Consider the following 15,840-nt stretch of genomic DNA (forward strand, 5'->3'; position numbering starts at 1 on the left):
AGCACTTTAAAGGCGTTTCTACGAAAGTATTTTAGGTATATTTGAAGGGGTTTGTGGGGTTGTTTCGCAGACTTACGTTACTGGCAATTTTAAATCAACTTTTAATTCAAAATCACGTTTTTATGAAAAAATATTATTCCATATTATTAATATCACTTACAATAGGATGCAATAATAATCCTTCACAAACAGAAAAAGAATATATTAAAAACTTAGAAGAAAAAAATGCTGCCTTAGAAAAAGAACTCCAAGAGAAAAAAGACAAATCTCAAGGAAATCTAGATGAATCAACAAAACCTTCAAGTAACTATTTTACTATTGGTTCGACAGAAAATGAAGTACTTGAAATTATGGGAGACCCTGAATCTTATCGTGATGTAGGTGTATTTAAAATGTTTATCTACGGACGGAGTACAATAACTTTTGAAAATGACAGAGTTAAAAGTTATGATAATTCAGACGGAAATTTAAAAGTTAGGGTAAGAAAATAAAACTGCCAACAACAGCCGTAACAGTATCAAAATCTCATTTTTCCAAAACAACTCCAAAAAAAACCTTGTAAAATATTGTAAAGGATTTTATACAAAAGTATTTTGGTTATATTTGGTGCGGTTTGTGGGTTGATTCGCAGACTGACGTCATCTGTAATATTACTGAAAGACAGAGAATTAAGATAGAAAAAAACACATGTAATTACTATAAGATAAAAATTGAAAGAATTTAAAATTTTTGAAAAACAGTTTGTTTGGACTAGAACTAATACTATCAATTTTGTAATTGTAATTTTAGTGTTGATAATTCTTTTTATTTCATTGATTTTGAAAATCGAAAAATCTACACTTTTAACTTCATTATTACTTACAGTTTTAGCTTTTTATTTCATAGGATTGTCTTTAAAACTTACTAACTTTAATCGTGTTCAACAACTTCAAGGGAAATTAACCGGAAAGTTTTTTTTTGAGAAAGATTATATTCAAATCAATGAATTAAGAATTAATCTTGACATAATAAAAAAAATTGAAATTACTGGCGTAGATTGGGTTGGTCTTAGAAATACAAATTACTTATTGAGTTATAATTATGAAAATGGATTATCTAATGGAACTAAAAATTATCTGTTAATTGAATTTAATGACAATAAAAAACAGAAAATACAATTTCAACAAAATGATGCTTGTGAATTTAAAGAAATTGAAGAAGTAATAAAACACTATTATGTAAATAACAAAATAGGATACTTGAATTGTATTGCTATTCTTTGCTTATCAGAACAAAAAGAATGGAACGAATTTAAAAATCTGAATGAACACTACAGCTAAGAGGTGTTTGGCAAGATTCCTTCGGCAGTTGCTGCGCTCGACTGGTAAATCAGAAGAATAGGCTTAATTTAAGTCTAAACCCGATATAGTACCAAGATGTTAACAGTAAACTATAATCTTTGCAATACAACCAATCGAATACATTAAATATGGATAAAGAAAATAATAAACTTCCTGAAGGTTGGAGTGAAACCAAAATATCCGAAAATCAATATTTAACTTATATTCCACAAGAACAGTTAGACGATTGGAAAATTAAACTTTGGAAAAAAGATAATGTAACCAAAATTCTTAAAAAGGATGGTTTCATTATTAAGCCAGACGGAAGATCCGGAACCATTTATCACGTTAAAAAAGAAAGACTATGTGAAATTTATTTTGAAATTTCTGGAACTAGAGAATTCGATATTCTCATTTATTTTGATTCCTTAAAAGAATGGTCATCACCAAATAAAACCGAAATGTCTATTTCTGAAAAAAAAGATATCCGAGAAGAATTAATTGTTTGGCTTAAAAAAGAAAAAATAAAGTTTGAATTGTAAAAGCCAGCCGTTAACAGCCGTAACTCTTCCACAGCTTCTTTATTTTCAAAACAACTCTAAAAACATCCTTGTTAAGCACTTTAAAGGCGTTTCTACGAAAGTATTTTGGGTATATTTGAAAAGGTTTGTGGGATTGTTTCACGGACTGATGTTATGGGCAATTCAAAAACAAAACCACAAATGAGAAATAAGATATTGACTTTTTTATTTTCACTGACAACATTAACAACTTGCGGACAAAAGAAAATGGAACAGAAATTTTTTACTTGGGACAATTTTGTTGACGGATTTGGCAAAGAAATGGTCTCTGCTGAAGACGTTTTTAAAAATATGGTTAAAAGCGGACTTACAGACAACTGCTTGACAAAAATGGACTTCACTTTTATATCAGACAAAAAAGAAAACTTACAAAAACTTGGAGAATTTATAAAATCGCATTATCCATACACTGTTCAAGAAGTGAAGAAATACGGAAAATTATGGGAAATCAATGGTGAAACAAATGAAATTCCAATGACAGCGGACAACTTGCTTTATTGGGGTTTAGATATGTATAAACGTGGTTACGAATTTGACGCGAAACTTGACGCTTACGGTGGACCATTTGACCCAAAAGACCAAAAATTTCCTGAAATTGACTCTTCAAAAGCAGATTATTATTTTGACAAAGGATTAGAGTGCTACAACAATGGCGATTTAAGTGGAGCAATATTTAATTGGACTTTGAGTATACAAATTGATCCAACAGACCCTAACGCATATTACTCAAGAGCCATAGTGAAAAACGAACTTTACACTTGGAAATCTGCACTCAAAGACTACAACAAAGCTATCGAAATTGCTCCGAAATTTGTTAGTGCATTAATAAATCGTGGTGGACTTAAAGACGAAAATGGAGATTATCAAGGAGCAATCGGTGACTATGAAACCGTTTTGAAACTTGGCAAATTAGAAGTTGAAGAAAAACAACAAGCATATTTTAATTTAGGAAACACATATTTTAACTTAAAAAACAAAAAGAAAGCTTGCGAAAATTGGAATAAAGCTCTTGAAAACGGTGCGGAATACGCAAAAGAACGAATAAATGAACATTGTAAATAAGAAAAATGCGGCTAACAGCTAGTAATCGCAATTTGGGATTTAAGCATAATTTAGTGTTGGTTTTGTATTTGGAATGAGTTGGAAAATTCCAAATAGTGTTTCATTTAGCTCCAAACCCGATGTTATACCAAAACGGTAGCAGTAATTGTAAAGCATAATAAAAAAATAACAATCCAAAAAAATATGAAAAAATTAATGTTTTTAATTAGCTATTTAATGATTAGCAATTTTACTTATTCACAAGATGACAAAGTTGATACTACCGTAAAAAAAATAATGAAAGACAATAAAATTGTTGGACTACAATTAGCCGTAATTAAAGACAACAAAATCATTAAAACCGGTCATTATGGCCTTGCTAATATTGAAGATTCCATCCCAGTTGATAAACAAACTGTTTTCAGTATTAACTCTATTACAAAAGCTTTTACAAGTGTTGCTATATTGCAATTAGTAGAAAAAGAGAAAGTGAATTTTGAAGAACCCATTTCAAAATATTTAGATAGTTTGCCTAACACTTGGGAAAACATTACAGTAAAACAGATTCTAACACATAAATCCGGTTTACCTGAAATTTTTAATTCAGAAGGGAATTTATTGTCTGAGAATAGCAAAATTTTATTTCAAAGAATAAAAGAATCACCACTTACTTTTAAACCCGGAACAGAATTAAGAGAAAATCAAACAAATTATATTTTGCTTGGAATGATTATCGAAAAAATCAGCGGACAATCCTTTGAAAAGTACCTAGCAGAAAACATATTTAAAAAAGCGGGAATGAAGATTTCTGAGGATGCTGGGCTTGGAGATTTTTACAACATAATTAAACACTCCGCAAGACCTTATTCTTTTTACGGCAGTAACGATTTAAGTAGTGTTTATCAACCAATGCCAACAATTTTATATCCAGCAGGTGGCATTTATTCAACTGCAACCGAAATAGCACAATGGGTAATTGCATTACAAAACAATCAATTAATTAATGCTGAAAATCTTAAAACACTTATAAAACCAATTGAACTAAATAATGGAAAACTATTTGAAGAAAATGGTTTACTAAACCAAAGTTCAATAGGTTTCTCATTAAGCTCAAGAGCTGAAAATCCAATAATTGCCGCAAATGGTGGCGCTAGAAATACACTGTTCATTTATCCTAAAAAAAATGTTTCAATAGTAGTTTTGACAAATTTAATGGGTTCACATCCTCAAGCTTTTATTGAAGAAATTGCTAAATTATATATCAATTAAAATAACAACTATAGCTAACAATGGCAACTGTTGCACAATTCCTCTATTTTCAAAATACCTCCAAAAAACATAGTATACAACCTTTTTAAAAGGGCTTCTACGAAAGTATTTTGGGTATATTTGAAAAGGTTTGTGGGGTCGTTTCACGGGCTGATTTTGTACCTATTAACTCAAAGATTGTTTAAATTTGAAAATGAAAAACTTCCTACTTCTATTTTTTGTTTGTAGTACCCAATGTTTTTTTGCTCAAAACAATGAGTTGAAAAATAAAAAGGCTAGACCCTATTCAATCGAAAAAGACTTCGAAGTGGTTGCCACTTTCCCTACCGGTGAAGAAAATTTCAGAAAATATGTAACTGAAAATTTAAAACTTCCAGAAATGGAGGGTAAAATATCCGGAGAAATCATTATGAGTTTTACAATTGGAGTTGATGGCTTTTTAACAGATATTACACTTGTAAAAAACACATTAGGAAATTACGGTGAACTAATTTCAATTGATGCTGTAAGAGCATTACGATCTTGTCCAAAATGGAATCCTGCAACTATCGGAGGAAAACCAGTTAGAATGGAACAAAAGATTCCATTGAAAATTACAAATCCATAAATGTTACAACAAAGTACAACAGCATTTTGTTGTCATAGTTTTTTTTATGGGTTCTTGGAAAAATCAGAGTTTTTCACCAAATTGGTTTAGTACAAGCAACTCAATATTTGGGTAAATTAACACAACAACACAAGCTGACAGGACATAAGCGATAAGACACCAAAAAACACACTACAAATGAAAGTCCTAAATAAAAGAACCCTAATTAACACTAAAAATGTATTCGCAATTTCTTTACTTGTTATTGTTTTGACCATTTTAAGTGTTTGGTTTTATGGAATAGGAAAACATCAAACTGTTATTGAAAATTCTTTGATTTCAACTTCGATTATTTCAATCGTCTTTTTTCTTTTTATCTCTATCAGTTTATATAATGGAACTAAATTGAAAGATAATGTTGGAAAAATAACTGATACAATAAACACAAAAAGATTAGATATCCTAAAAGACTTAACGCCAGCAGATTTAAGTGGTTTAGAGATTGGAGCAGCTATTGCTGAAGGTATTGGAGGAATTATTATGAGCATAATTTTATGGATTATTGTCACAATAGTTTTAAGTTTTTTATTTTACGCTTTGGGAGCAATTATTTGGTTTTCAGTTTTAGTATTTCTGGCTATGTTGTATTGGATATTCTTCCGAGCTTTACGATTAATATTTAAGAAATCTGCTGAATGTAGCGGGAATTTTAAACTGAGTCTATTTTACGGAATCACCTATACTTTTTTATATAATTTTTGGATTTACGGCATACTATTTTTGACGGAATATTATGGAAAGTAAAAATCCTATTGCTAATTTAATTTGGCCTCATTGCGGTATAACCATTAGGTCGAAAAATTCAATGAAATGAGAAAACTACTTTTAGCATTTTTAAGAGGAAAAAGAAATCAAACTTTATGTAGTATATAATATTGGTTTACCGAAGCAAAAATTCAAGATTGGTTTTCTCAAGAATAAAAAATATTCTACTGTCGAGAAATATCAAAATGAAATAAGCAATCCAGAAAACATAAAAATCTTTTGGAGCAATCCACTGTCACTATTAATACAGTTGCTAACAGCCGTTTGAATTTATAAACCCCATAAGCCTATTTTAAAGGTTTATGGGGTTTATACTTCATCAAACGACAAATTATTTCTATTTGTCTCCACTTTTAGCAGCAGTTTATACTGGGCTTTGAATTATTCTTTGGGTAGGAAAATTTCGGCCATCATGCAGCGGGCGCTTCCACCTCCGTACTTTTCAATTGTTTCGATATTAGAACTGATGATTGCTGCGTGTTTTTCCAGTTGTTCGATTTGTTTCGCTGACAATGACAAATGAGCCTGTTCGCTCATCACTACATATTTCTTACCGTTTGCGCCTAAAACTTCCAACATGTTACCGGCAAATTGCGCGACCTGTTTTTCGTTGATTAGTAGAATTTCTTTCCCATCCTGTTTCAGACTCTCCAGTACGCTTTTGCGTTCGGTCTTGTCATCGATACATTCGGCACAAACAACGGCAAACGTTTCTCCAACGCACATCATTACATTGGTATGGTAGATCAATTCCCTTTTCTCATTAACGGTTTGATAGGCGTTAAAAATAATAGGCGTAAATTCGAAATCTTCACAAAATTCAATAAACAATTCTTCATCGGCACGCGGTGATAAAGCACAATACGCCTTCCCATTGACGCGATCCAGCACTATACTTCCCGTTCCTTCGAGATACACTTGCTCCTCTTCCGCTTCAGAGTAATCCATCACATTTTCGATAACAAACCCTTTTTCTTCCAATATATCCAAAATATCCTCACGGCGTTCCAAGCGACGGTTTTCGGCAAACATAGGATAGATAGCCACATCCCCATTTTCATGGAAAGACACCCAGTTGTTCGGAAAAATACTATCCGGTGTATCGGTATCTTTGGTATCTTCTACTACAATGACATTTACCCCAACCGCTTCTAACTTGTCTACAAAAGCATCGAATTCCTGTTGCGCTTTCGCATTGATTGCTGCAGGCAACATGCCGTTTGATTCTTGTTGGTAGAAGTTGTTCACCTTGGTTTCTTCGTTCATTCGGAAAGAAACCGGACGAATCATTAGAATTGAATTCGTAATTTGTTGCATTTATTTCTTTTTAATTGCTTCTGTAATTGCTTCTACGATATCCATAGTTACTTCAGCCATCGTATTTTCTTTTTCATCCAAACACGGATTCACTTCTACAATTTCCATACAAGCTGTTTTAGGATTTTGAGCCAAAGTCACCAATAATTCTTTGGCTTCTTGAGGCGAAATACCGTTGGGTACCGGAGTACCTGTCCCGTGTGACGTCATGTCCGGATCCATAGAATCAACGTCGAACGTTATATAGATGATATCACAATTTTTCAGTTGGTCATTGATTCCTTCAACGATTTTGACTACACCTTGCGTGCGTACATCGTTTACAGAAAACCATTTGATACCGTATTTATTGATGATGAATTCTTCTTGTTCTTCGGTATCGCGAACCGCAACATAGACAACATCTTCCGGTTTGATTTTTTGGGTTATGCCTCCAACATTTTTCAATTGGTTCCAAAGCGCCACTGTATCGGCATCCACTTCATTGATTTTGCATTCCAAATTATCTACATCCATGACCGAAGCCAAAGGCATTCCGTGCATGTTTCCAGAAGGTGTGGTATAGGGTGTATGAATGTCGGCGTGAGCGTCGATCCAAACTGCACCAATGCGTTTGTCTGGAAAGGCCGATTTCAATCCGGAGATTGTTCCGCCCGCAGAGCCGTGATCGGCAGCTAAAATGATAGGAAAAGAATTAGAATTTAGAATTTCACTCACTTTCGTATTAAGCTCCTGATATACGGAAAGTAGTCCGTCAATTCGTTTAGCGAAAGGATATTGTGTGGGTTTATCCAGATATCCGTTAGTGTTGGTTAGTTTTTCGAGAGTATTTTCCCCAAAAAGGTAACTCCCCTTTTTCCTGGCAGCGGTGATAATGGCATCTGGCCCCAAAGATGCACCACGCGTACCGGCAGTAATTTCTGATTTGTTGATTAGAAAAGTAACGTTAGTACTCATAAAGTTTTTATTTGATTGTAGTGCAGCAGTAACTGCGCAATCTATTTGTTTGCGGACAAATATAAAAAAAAGCTTCTCTAAAAGAGAAGCTTTTTGGGTATTAAATTGCTTTAATTTTATCTTTTATCCATTGGAACGAATGGTCGTAAAGGATAACCTGTATACACTTGACGCGGACGACCGATAGGTTCTTTATTGATACGCATTTCTTTCCATTGTGCGATCCATCCCGGAAGACGACCGATAGCGAATAATACGGTGAACATATCTGTTGGGATTCCTAAAGCGCGGTAGATGATACCAGAATAGAAATCAACGTTTGGATATAATTTTCTGTCTACGAAATAAGGATCTACTAAAGCTGCTTCTTCTAATTGTTTTGCGATGTTTAAGATTGGGTCGTTAACGCCTAATTCTTTCAACACTTCGTCAGCTGCTTTTTTGATGATTTTTGCTCTTGGATCGAAGTTTTTGTATACTCTGTGTCCGAATCCCATTAAACGGAAATCGTCGTTTTTGTCTTTAGCTCTTTCTAATGCTTTTTGTGCATCTCCACCGTCTTTTTGGATTTGCTCTAGCATTTCCAATACGGCTTGGTTAGCCCCACCGTGTAAAGGTCCCCATAAAGCAGAAACCCCTGCAGAGATAGAAGCGAACAATCCAGCGTGAGAAGAACCAACGATTCTTACTGTTGAAGTAGAACAGTTTTGTTCGTGATCAGCATGAAGGATGAACAATTTATCCAAGGCATTGATTACGGTTTTGTTTGTAGCATAAGGACCGGTTGGCAATGAGAACATCAATTTCATGAAGTTGTCTACATACCCGATAGTATTGTCGTAGTAGTTTAATGGGAATCCCATCATTTTACGGTACGTCCAAGTTGCAATTACCAAGAATTTACCCATGGTTTTGCAGATTGCCTCATACATTTCCGCTTCATTCTCTACGTTTACTACTTTAGGATTGAATGCAGTTAAAGCACTCGTTAATGAAGATAGAACCCCCATTGGGTGCGCCGTTTTAGGAAAACCATCGATGATGTTTTTCATTTCTTCATTCACCAAAGTGTATTTACGGATATCGGTTTCGAATTTCTCCAATTGTTCTTTGGTTGGCAACTCTCCGAAAATCACTAAATAAGACACTTCAAGAAAGTCAGCTTTTTCAGCTAATTCCTCGATAGCATACCCTCTGTAACGAAGAATACCTTCTTCTCCATCAAGGAAAGTAATATCACTTTTGCAAGAACCCGAATTTTTGTATCCTGGATCTAAGGTAATCGCACCCGTTAAGGCACGTAGTTTCTCAATGTCGATAGCGGGTTCGTTTTCGCTTCCTACAATCACTGGAAACTCATACTTATTGCCATCGTACTCTAATATCGCTGTTTTTGACATAATGTAATTTGGGAATTAATCTAAATTATATATTTTAACAAATTTATGGAAAACTGTGCGAAATAAAAAAGTTTTACTGAAACGTTTTCGTTAAATCTTTGCAAAGAGCAAACAGATAACCTAAAACACCTTACTACTTCTTAGTACACTATAAATTTACATGAAATTTAAGGGAATTGGAATTTAAAATCAAACAACTACGCCATCATCAAAAATAACAAGTTAATTATAATAACTTTGTACTACAGCCGTTTAGTTGCTTAATGCTATTGAAACACAAGCCAAAATGCCTATTTTAAGATCACATCTTACTTTGTATTTTATTTTTGGAGCTTTGTATTTCCTTTCTACTTTCATGGATTGGAATTATGTTTCTTATTTTTCAAAGCCATTGTTCATTGGCGCCATTTTTTTTCATTATATAGAAGAAAGCAAAAAGAATGTAAATTTTTACAATTGCATTATCTTACTCTTCTTTTTTATCTCCGGAATCATCAATTTACTAGAAGGAGGCAGCTATTTAGTCTATGTACTGTTCTTTAATTTTCTAGCCTATTGCATGCTATTATTGCAACTGATTAGAGAATTACGAAACAAAAAATTATACCGAATCGGAAAAGAAAACTACACTTCCATTTTATTGACGTTCATTTTCTTAGCCTGCTTACTTTACATATCGATATTGATCGTTTTTGACAGTTCATTTGAATTGTATAAAGTGATACTTGTCTACGATGCTGTTTTGATCACTTTTGTATTCTTTGCTGCTTACAAGTATGTTGCCGATCTCAACCAAAGGAACACCTTTTTAATTCTTTACGCTTTGATTACCATTATTTGTGAACTTTTTTACGGCATCTATTATTATTACTATAAAATAGCCTTCTTAAGATACACGAGTATTTTCTGTTATATCATTTCTTTTTATTTCTTAATGCATTACTTTTTAAAAGAAAAGGAAGCCGTAACTGAAGCATAAAACGCAAAAAACACCCTTTAACATTTGACGCTAACGGGTGTTTTATATTTACTAAAAACCTTTAGTTACGTATCTGCAATGCTTTTACCATAAAAAATTTACTTTTATTCTTTAATCACTTTTTCTATTTTAAGTCCGTCCTCAGTAAACACCTTAACAAAATAAAGTCCTGACGGTTTGGTTTGCAGTTCTAAAACATCATCGGTTTGATTCGTGATTTTATTTAACAATAATCTTCCCTGAACATCGAACAACTGGATCGATTTAATCATTCGGGCAGATTTAATATTAACTGAATTACGGGTAGGATTAGGATACACTTTTACCGAATTATCCCAAGCTACATCATCGAGATCCAATGTCTGAAAAACTGTAGTGGCAAAATTCGTAGTGATTGGCGCGTTATAATCGAAGAAAATATCTGCTTTATTAGCTACTTCATCACCTGAAACGAGGTTGTCTTTGGTTTTAATTTTAAATACCACATTTCCACGCCCTCCGGTTTCACCTCCATTTACAGGGGCTGCCAAATTGATATTTTTAAAAACAAATTCGACGTTATTCCCTTTTATCTTTGTTTCAACTGGATGCGAACTATTCAATACCTGTATTGATTCCTCATCAAACTTATTAGCATCAATAACATCTTTCACCACGACATTTACAGCACTTGCCGTTCCCACATTTTCGAAATTAATGATATAATGCAGATAATCCCCGATTTTAGTAGGCGATTCCACATTTCCTTCCAAACAAATTTTATCATTCGGATCACAAGCATTTACAACGATTTGATTATACACAAACTGATTATCAGCAGGCGTTTCGTCACTTGCCGTAGGATTAACCAAAACTGTAAAATTCAAAACATCACCACTATTAACCGCAGGAGTTTCCACTGAAGAATTTACATTGAATACTATTGCAATTTCCCTTTGTTCGAATGGCAATAGATTAGCAAAATTAAATGTGTACTGCCCAGTTGTTTGTAAATCTGGCGATGGCACTGAAGATACTAAATCCAAAACAGTATCATTAAAGTTCAGCATCACATTTCCAGAAAGCATTTGATTCCCTTTATTTTTATAAACTACCTTATAGAATGCATCAAAACCAGGACGAGCTAATAAAACAGGAGCAATCACAATTTCAAGATCAGGATGAACACCATTAGCAGTCATACAAAAATTCTGTACTACCGAATTATTATTGTTATTCGGAAAATTTATCGCTGTATTAGGAGGCGAGAAATTAAACCAAGACGGATTTTCCACATCAGGTGTCATGGTGAAATTTCCATTCTGTACGTGGAATAAATATTCAGCATTAGTATTTGTTAAAGAAGCACCTTCAACGAGGCCATCATTAATTTTAATTTTGATTGATGATTGCGGTAAATCTGCAGCATTACAGCCATCGTTTCCAGCATCGAACTTTACTATTCCCGATATAACATTGTAGTTTCCTCCAGGAATGAAGGAGCAGTATGTTGTTAAGCTTGGATTTATATTTTCACTTTGATCTACAATTGATTGAATACTGGAAAGCTCATCTTCATCGACACAAATAAATTGAAGAGTCGGATTGTCTGACCAAACATTATCTGTATTAAAATGATTAGTCCCATTTTTAATATTTATATAATTCAACAAGTTATTTGAACAAAGTAAATCACCAAACAAAGGGTTTTCTGAAAAATCCAATTGAGTCAATTGATTATTCCAACATAGCACACCTCTTAAATTCAACAAACCAGAAAAATCGAGATTGGTTAATTGATTATCTCCACAACTCAACGACACTAGAGCGGCTAATCCATTCAAGTTCAAACTTGTAAATTGATTATTATCACAGTGCAAATTTTGAAGTGCTGTCAACCCACCCAAAGAAACTGCTGTCATTTGATTATTGCTAAAATTTAAAGATTCTAAATTAACCAGTCCAGTTAGATTTATCGATATCAGATTGTTATTTGAGCAATTAACATTCGTAATCAAGACATTATTGGAAAGATCTAAACTACTTAGCAAATTATCATTACACTGCAACTCCTCCAAAACAGTTAAAGAAGATAAATTTAAATTAATTAACTGATTTTGAGAACATAACAACTTTTTTAGATTTGAAACCCCCGAAAAATCAATCGAGTTCAAATCACATCCAACAAGATTTAACTCCTCTAAATTTGAAAGATTGGCAATATTAAGCGAGGTTAATTGACCAGCATAACAATTAAACTTCTTTAAATTCATCAAGTTAGTCAAGTCTAATGTACCAATGTTTGTCCAGGCACAATCTAAACTATTTAAACTATTTAAATTTGAAAGATTTAAATTCGTCAATTCAAGATTCCCTCCCAGATCCAGAATTTCAAGACTGCTTAAGTTTGAGATAGATACTGTTGTCAGATTTACATTACTGGTACAATTCAGATACACCAAATTAATAAAATTATTAATACCCGTTAAATCAGTAATACCTCTATAATTCAAATTCAATTTCGTAACGACCAATGCTTCAGAAAGCTGAATTTCCCCATCATTATTTGTATCCGCATCCGAATCAAAACTATTATCCCCATCGCTATCTATACAGTTTGAATTCACTAATGCATTCTTAAAATTAACATCAGGTATATCAATAATCTGTGCTTCTGCGAATAAAGGAATTAAGACTAATAGTACTAAAAGTATTTTTTTCATATTTAATTTTTCAGTATTGTGCTTAGAAAATAACGTTTGTATGTTACAATTGAATATTTGGATTTTTTTAGAGTTCTCAACATATTTTTCAGTAATTCCGATTTCAAATTACATTCAATGAAACCTTGTACTACTATGCACTCAAAAAAAAAGACTCCAGATGAAGCCCAACTATTTTATATCAATAAATAAATCCGGAATTGTGATTTCAAATATAGTACTTTGCAGTAAGTTCGCTATTCTAAAAATATAAATTAACAAGACTTTATAAAATAACGAAGCCCAATATCTACTATTGGGCTTCTCTGTATTAAAAAAAATAAATTATTTCACTTTAAAAGCTCTTGCTCCTGGGAAATAAGCCACATCACCTAATTCTTCTTCAATACGCAATAATTGGTTGTATTTAGACATACGGTCAGAGCGAGAAGCCGAGCCTGTTTTTATTTGACCACAGTTTAGTGCTACAGCCAAATCAGCAATAGTATTGTCTTCTGTTTCACCAGAACGGTGTGACATTACCGAAGTATACCCTGCATTGTGTGCCATATTTACAGCTGCAATGGTTTCTGTCAACGTACCGATTTGATTTACTTTAATCAAGATAGAATTCGCAATACCTTCATTGATACCTCTTGACAAACGCTCTACATTCGTTACGAATAAATCATCACCCACCAATTGTACTTTATCGCCAATTTTCTCTGTTAAGTATTTCCAACCAGCCCAATCATCTTCATACATACCGTCTTCGATTGATACGATTGGGTATTTAGAAGCCAATTCTGCTAAATAATCTGCTTGTTCTTCAGACGTTCTTACCTTACCGGTTGCACCTTCAAACTTCGTATAATCGTATTTTCCGTTTATATAAAATTCAGAAGCAGCACAGTCTAAAGCGATTTTAATATCCTCACCGAAAACATAACCCGCATTTTCCACTGCTAATTTGATTGAATCCAAAGCATCTTCAGTACCACCAGCCAAGTTTGGTGCAAAACCACCTTCGTCACCCACTGCAGTAGACAAGTTACGGTCGTGTAATACTTTTTTAAGGTTATGGAAAATTTCCGTACCCATTTGCATAGCATGTGTAAAAGATGTTGCTTTTACCGGCATGATCATGAACTCCTGGAAAGCAATAGGCGCATCAGAATGCGAACCGCCGTTGATGATATTCATCATTGGCACAGGTAATGTATTTCCAGAAACACCACCTACGTAGCGGTATAAAGGCAAGCCTAATTCGTTTGCAGCGGCTTTAGCAACCGCCAAGGAAACACCTAAAATAGCATTTGCCCCCAATTTTGATTTGTTTGGCGTACCATCCAAATCAATCATGATTTTATCGATTAGGTTTTGTTCGAAAACGGAAGTTCCCAACAAAGCTTCAGCAATCGTTGTATTTACGTTTTCAACTGCTTTTAAAACCCCTTTACCCATGAACGCTTTACCGCCATCGCGCAACTCAACTGCTTCATGTTCTCCGGTTGATGCTCCAGAAGGAACGGCAGCACGGCCTAAAACGCCACTATCTGTTACTACATCAACTTCTACTGTAGGATTACCTCTAGAATCAAGAATTTGTCTTGCATGTATTTTTATGATGATACTCATAGTTTATTATTTTAAATTTTGAATTATAAATTTTAAATGCTAACCTTAATTTATTGTAAGCTATACAAATGTATTTAATCTGTAGAAACAGCAATCCTTAAAACAAAATTGTTATTAACGATAACGTTTTAGTTCTTAGCTGTTTTTATATTTTCAATAAACTGGTCGAACAAATACGCAGAATCGTGTGGTCCTGGGCTTGCTTCCGGGTGGTATTGCACAGAGAAACAGTTTTTATTTTTCATTCTCATTCCAGCTACAGTTCCGTCATTTAAGTGCAAGTGAGTGATTTCCAATTCGGGGTGATTATCCAATTGCTCCTTGTTCACTGCAAATCCGTGATTTTGCGAAGTAATTTCACCTTTTCCACTCAATAAATTTTTAACTGGGTGATTAATTCCTCGGTGACCGTTAAACATTTTATAGGTAGAAACACCGTTTGCCAAAGCAATTACCTGATGTCCTAAACAAATTCCAAACAACGGATGATTGTTGTCGATAATTTCTTTTGCTACTTCAATAGCGCTTTCTAGAGGATCTGGATCACCAGGACCATTGGACAAGAAATATCCATCAGGGTTGAATGCTTTTAAATCGGCATAAGAAGCGTTGTAAGGAAAAACCTTGATATAGCAATCTCTTTTAGCCAAATTTCTCAGGATATTTTCTTTAATCCCTAAATCCAGTGCCGAAATTTTGTAAGTAGCATTCTCATCACCATAAAAATAAGGTTCTTTGGTAGATACTTTAGAAGCCAACTCCAATCCGTTCATATCCGGCACATTAGCTAGCAAGGCTTTTAATTCTTCAACCGGAGTTCCATCAGTACAGATAACTGCATTTTGTGCACCATTATCACGGATGTATGAAACTAAAGCTCTTGTATCGACATCTGAAATACAGATTAAGTTTTCTTTTTGAAAATAGTCAAATAAGTTACTTTCAGAGTCAGGTCTTGAATGAAAAGTGGAGAACTTTTTACAAACCAGTCCTGCTATTTTAATGGAATCTGATTCAACTTCATTTACATTTATACCGTAATTACCAATATGAGCATTGGTCGTTACCATGATTTGCCCGAAGTAAGAAGGATCAGTAAAGATTTCCTGATATCCTGTTGTTCCGGTATTAAAACAAACTTCTCCGAAAGTTTTCCCAGAAATTCCGATAGACTTTCCGTGAAAGATTGTACCATCAGCAAGTAATAGAATTGCAGCTTGTGTTGTTGTGTGTTGCATTGTAGTTTA

14 protein-coding genes are annotated in these 15,840 nt (G+C 33.7%); 8 read left to right on the forward strand and 6 right to left on the reverse strand.

Going from position 1 to position 15,840, the window contains the following annotated elements:
* Positions 1-122: 122 nt before the first annotated feature.
* From ACFO7M_RS09755 to ACFO7M_RS09785, 7 genes are all read left to right on the forward strand, one after another.
* A complete protein-coding gene (locus ACFO7M_RS09755; RefSeq protein WP_379714731.1) occupies positions 123-491 on the forward strand; it encodes a hypothetical protein in 369 nt (122 codons plus the stop codon).
* A gap of 219 nt (positions 492-710) precedes the next feature.
* Complete coding sequence (locus ACFO7M_RS09760; RefSeq protein WP_379735386.1) at positions 711-1,319, forward strand: hypothetical protein; 609 nt, start codon at positions 711-713, stop codon at positions 1,317-1,319.
* 149 nt (positions 1,320-1,468) lie between these two features.
* Positions 1,469-1,861: a hypothetical protein gene (locus ACFO7M_RS09765; RefSeq protein WP_379735388.1), complete on the forward strand. Its 393-nt coding sequence runs from the start codon at positions 1,469-1,471 to the stop codon at positions 1,859-1,861.
* Positions 1,862-2,041: 180 nt separating this feature from the next.
* Complete coding sequence (locus ACFO7M_RS09770; RefSeq protein WP_379735390.1) at positions 2,042-2,962, forward strand: tetratricopeptide repeat protein; 921 nt, start codon at positions 2,042-2,044, stop codon at positions 2,960-2,962.
* Between the two features lie 183 nt (positions 2,963-3,145).
* Positions 3,146-4,210, forward strand: coding sequence for a serine hydrolase domain-containing protein (locus ACFO7M_RS09775; RefSeq protein WP_379735392.1), 1,065 nt, complete (start codon positions 3,146-3,148; stop codon positions 4,208-4,210).
* 259 nt (positions 4,211-4,469) lie between these two features.
* Positions 4,470-4,817, forward strand: a complete 348-nt coding sequence (locus ACFO7M_RS09780) for an energy transducer TonB (protein ID WP_379735394.1) — start codon at positions 4,470-4,472, stop codon at positions 4,815-4,817.
* A gap of 177 nt (positions 4,818-4,994) precedes the next feature.
* The gene (locus ACFO7M_RS09785) at positions 4,995-5,600 is read left to right on the forward strand and encodes a hypothetical protein (RefSeq protein ID WP_379735396.1); all 606 of its coding nucleotides are present in this window, start codon (positions 4,995-4,997) and stop codon (positions 5,598-5,600) included.
* A 402-nt stretch (positions 5,601-6,002) separates the two neighbouring features.
* On the opposite strand, the gene ctlX is transcribed toward ACFO7M_RS09785, so the two are convergent.
* From ctlX to ACFO7M_RS09800, 3 genes are all read right to left on the reverse strand, one after another.
* The gene (gene ctlX, locus ACFO7M_RS09790; RefSeq protein WP_379735398.1) at positions 6,003-6,938 is read right to left on the reverse strand and encodes a citrulline utilization hydrolase CtlX; all 936 of its coding nucleotides are present in this window, start codon (positions 6,936-6,938) and stop codon (positions 6,003-6,005) included.
* On the reverse strand, positions 6,939-7,895 hold the full coding sequence (locus tag ACFO7M_RS09795) for an arginase (protein ID WP_379735400.1): 957 nt from the start codon (positions 7,893-7,895) through the stop codon (positions 6,939-6,941).
* 116 nt (positions 7,896-8,011) lie between these two features.
* Positions 8,012-9,295: a citrate synthase gene (locus tag ACFO7M_RS09800; RefSeq protein ID WP_379714761.1), complete on the reverse strand. Its 1,284-nt coding sequence runs from the start codon at positions 9,293-9,295 to the stop codon at positions 8,012-8,014.
* A 286-nt stretch (positions 9,296-9,581) separates the two neighbouring features.
* Here ACFO7M_RS09800 and ACFO7M_RS09805 point away from each other — a divergent pair, with 286 nt between their 5' ends.
* Positions 9,582-10,274: a hypothetical protein gene (locus ACFO7M_RS09805; RefSeq protein WP_379735402.1), complete on the forward strand. Its 693-nt coding sequence runs from the start codon at positions 9,582-9,584 to the stop codon at positions 10,272-10,274.
* Positions 10,275-10,378: 104 nt separating this feature from the next.
* Here ACFO7M_RS09805 and ACFO7M_RS09810 read toward each other — a convergent pair whose 3' ends face one another.
* From ACFO7M_RS09810 to carA, 3 genes are all read right to left on the reverse strand, one after another.
* Positions 10,379-12,976 (reverse strand): DUF7619 domain-containing protein, encoded by a 2,598-nt coding sequence (locus ACFO7M_RS09810; RefSeq protein ID WP_379735404.1) that lies wholly within the window; start codon positions 12,974-12,976, stop codon positions 10,379-10,381.
* Between the two features lie 324 nt (positions 12,977-13,300).
* Entirely contained in the window at positions 13,301-14,593 is a 1,293-nt protein-coding gene (gene eno / locus ACFO7M_RS09815) for a phosphopyruvate hydratase (RefSeq protein ID WP_379735406.1), read from the reverse strand.
* Positions 14,594-14,721: 128 nt separating this feature from the next.
* Positions 14,722-15,831, reverse strand: coding sequence for a glutamine-hydrolyzing carbamoyl-phosphate synthase small subunit (gene carA / locus ACFO7M_RS09820; protein ID WP_379735408.1), 1,110 nt, complete (start codon positions 15,829-15,831; stop codon positions 14,722-14,724).
* Positions 15,832-15,840: the final 9 nt, after the last annotated feature.

This window comes from Flavobacterium sp. GCM10023249 (assembly GCF_042653365.1).
GTDB lineage: Bacteria > Bacteroidota > Bacteroidia > Flavobacteriales > Flavobacteriaceae > Flavobacterium.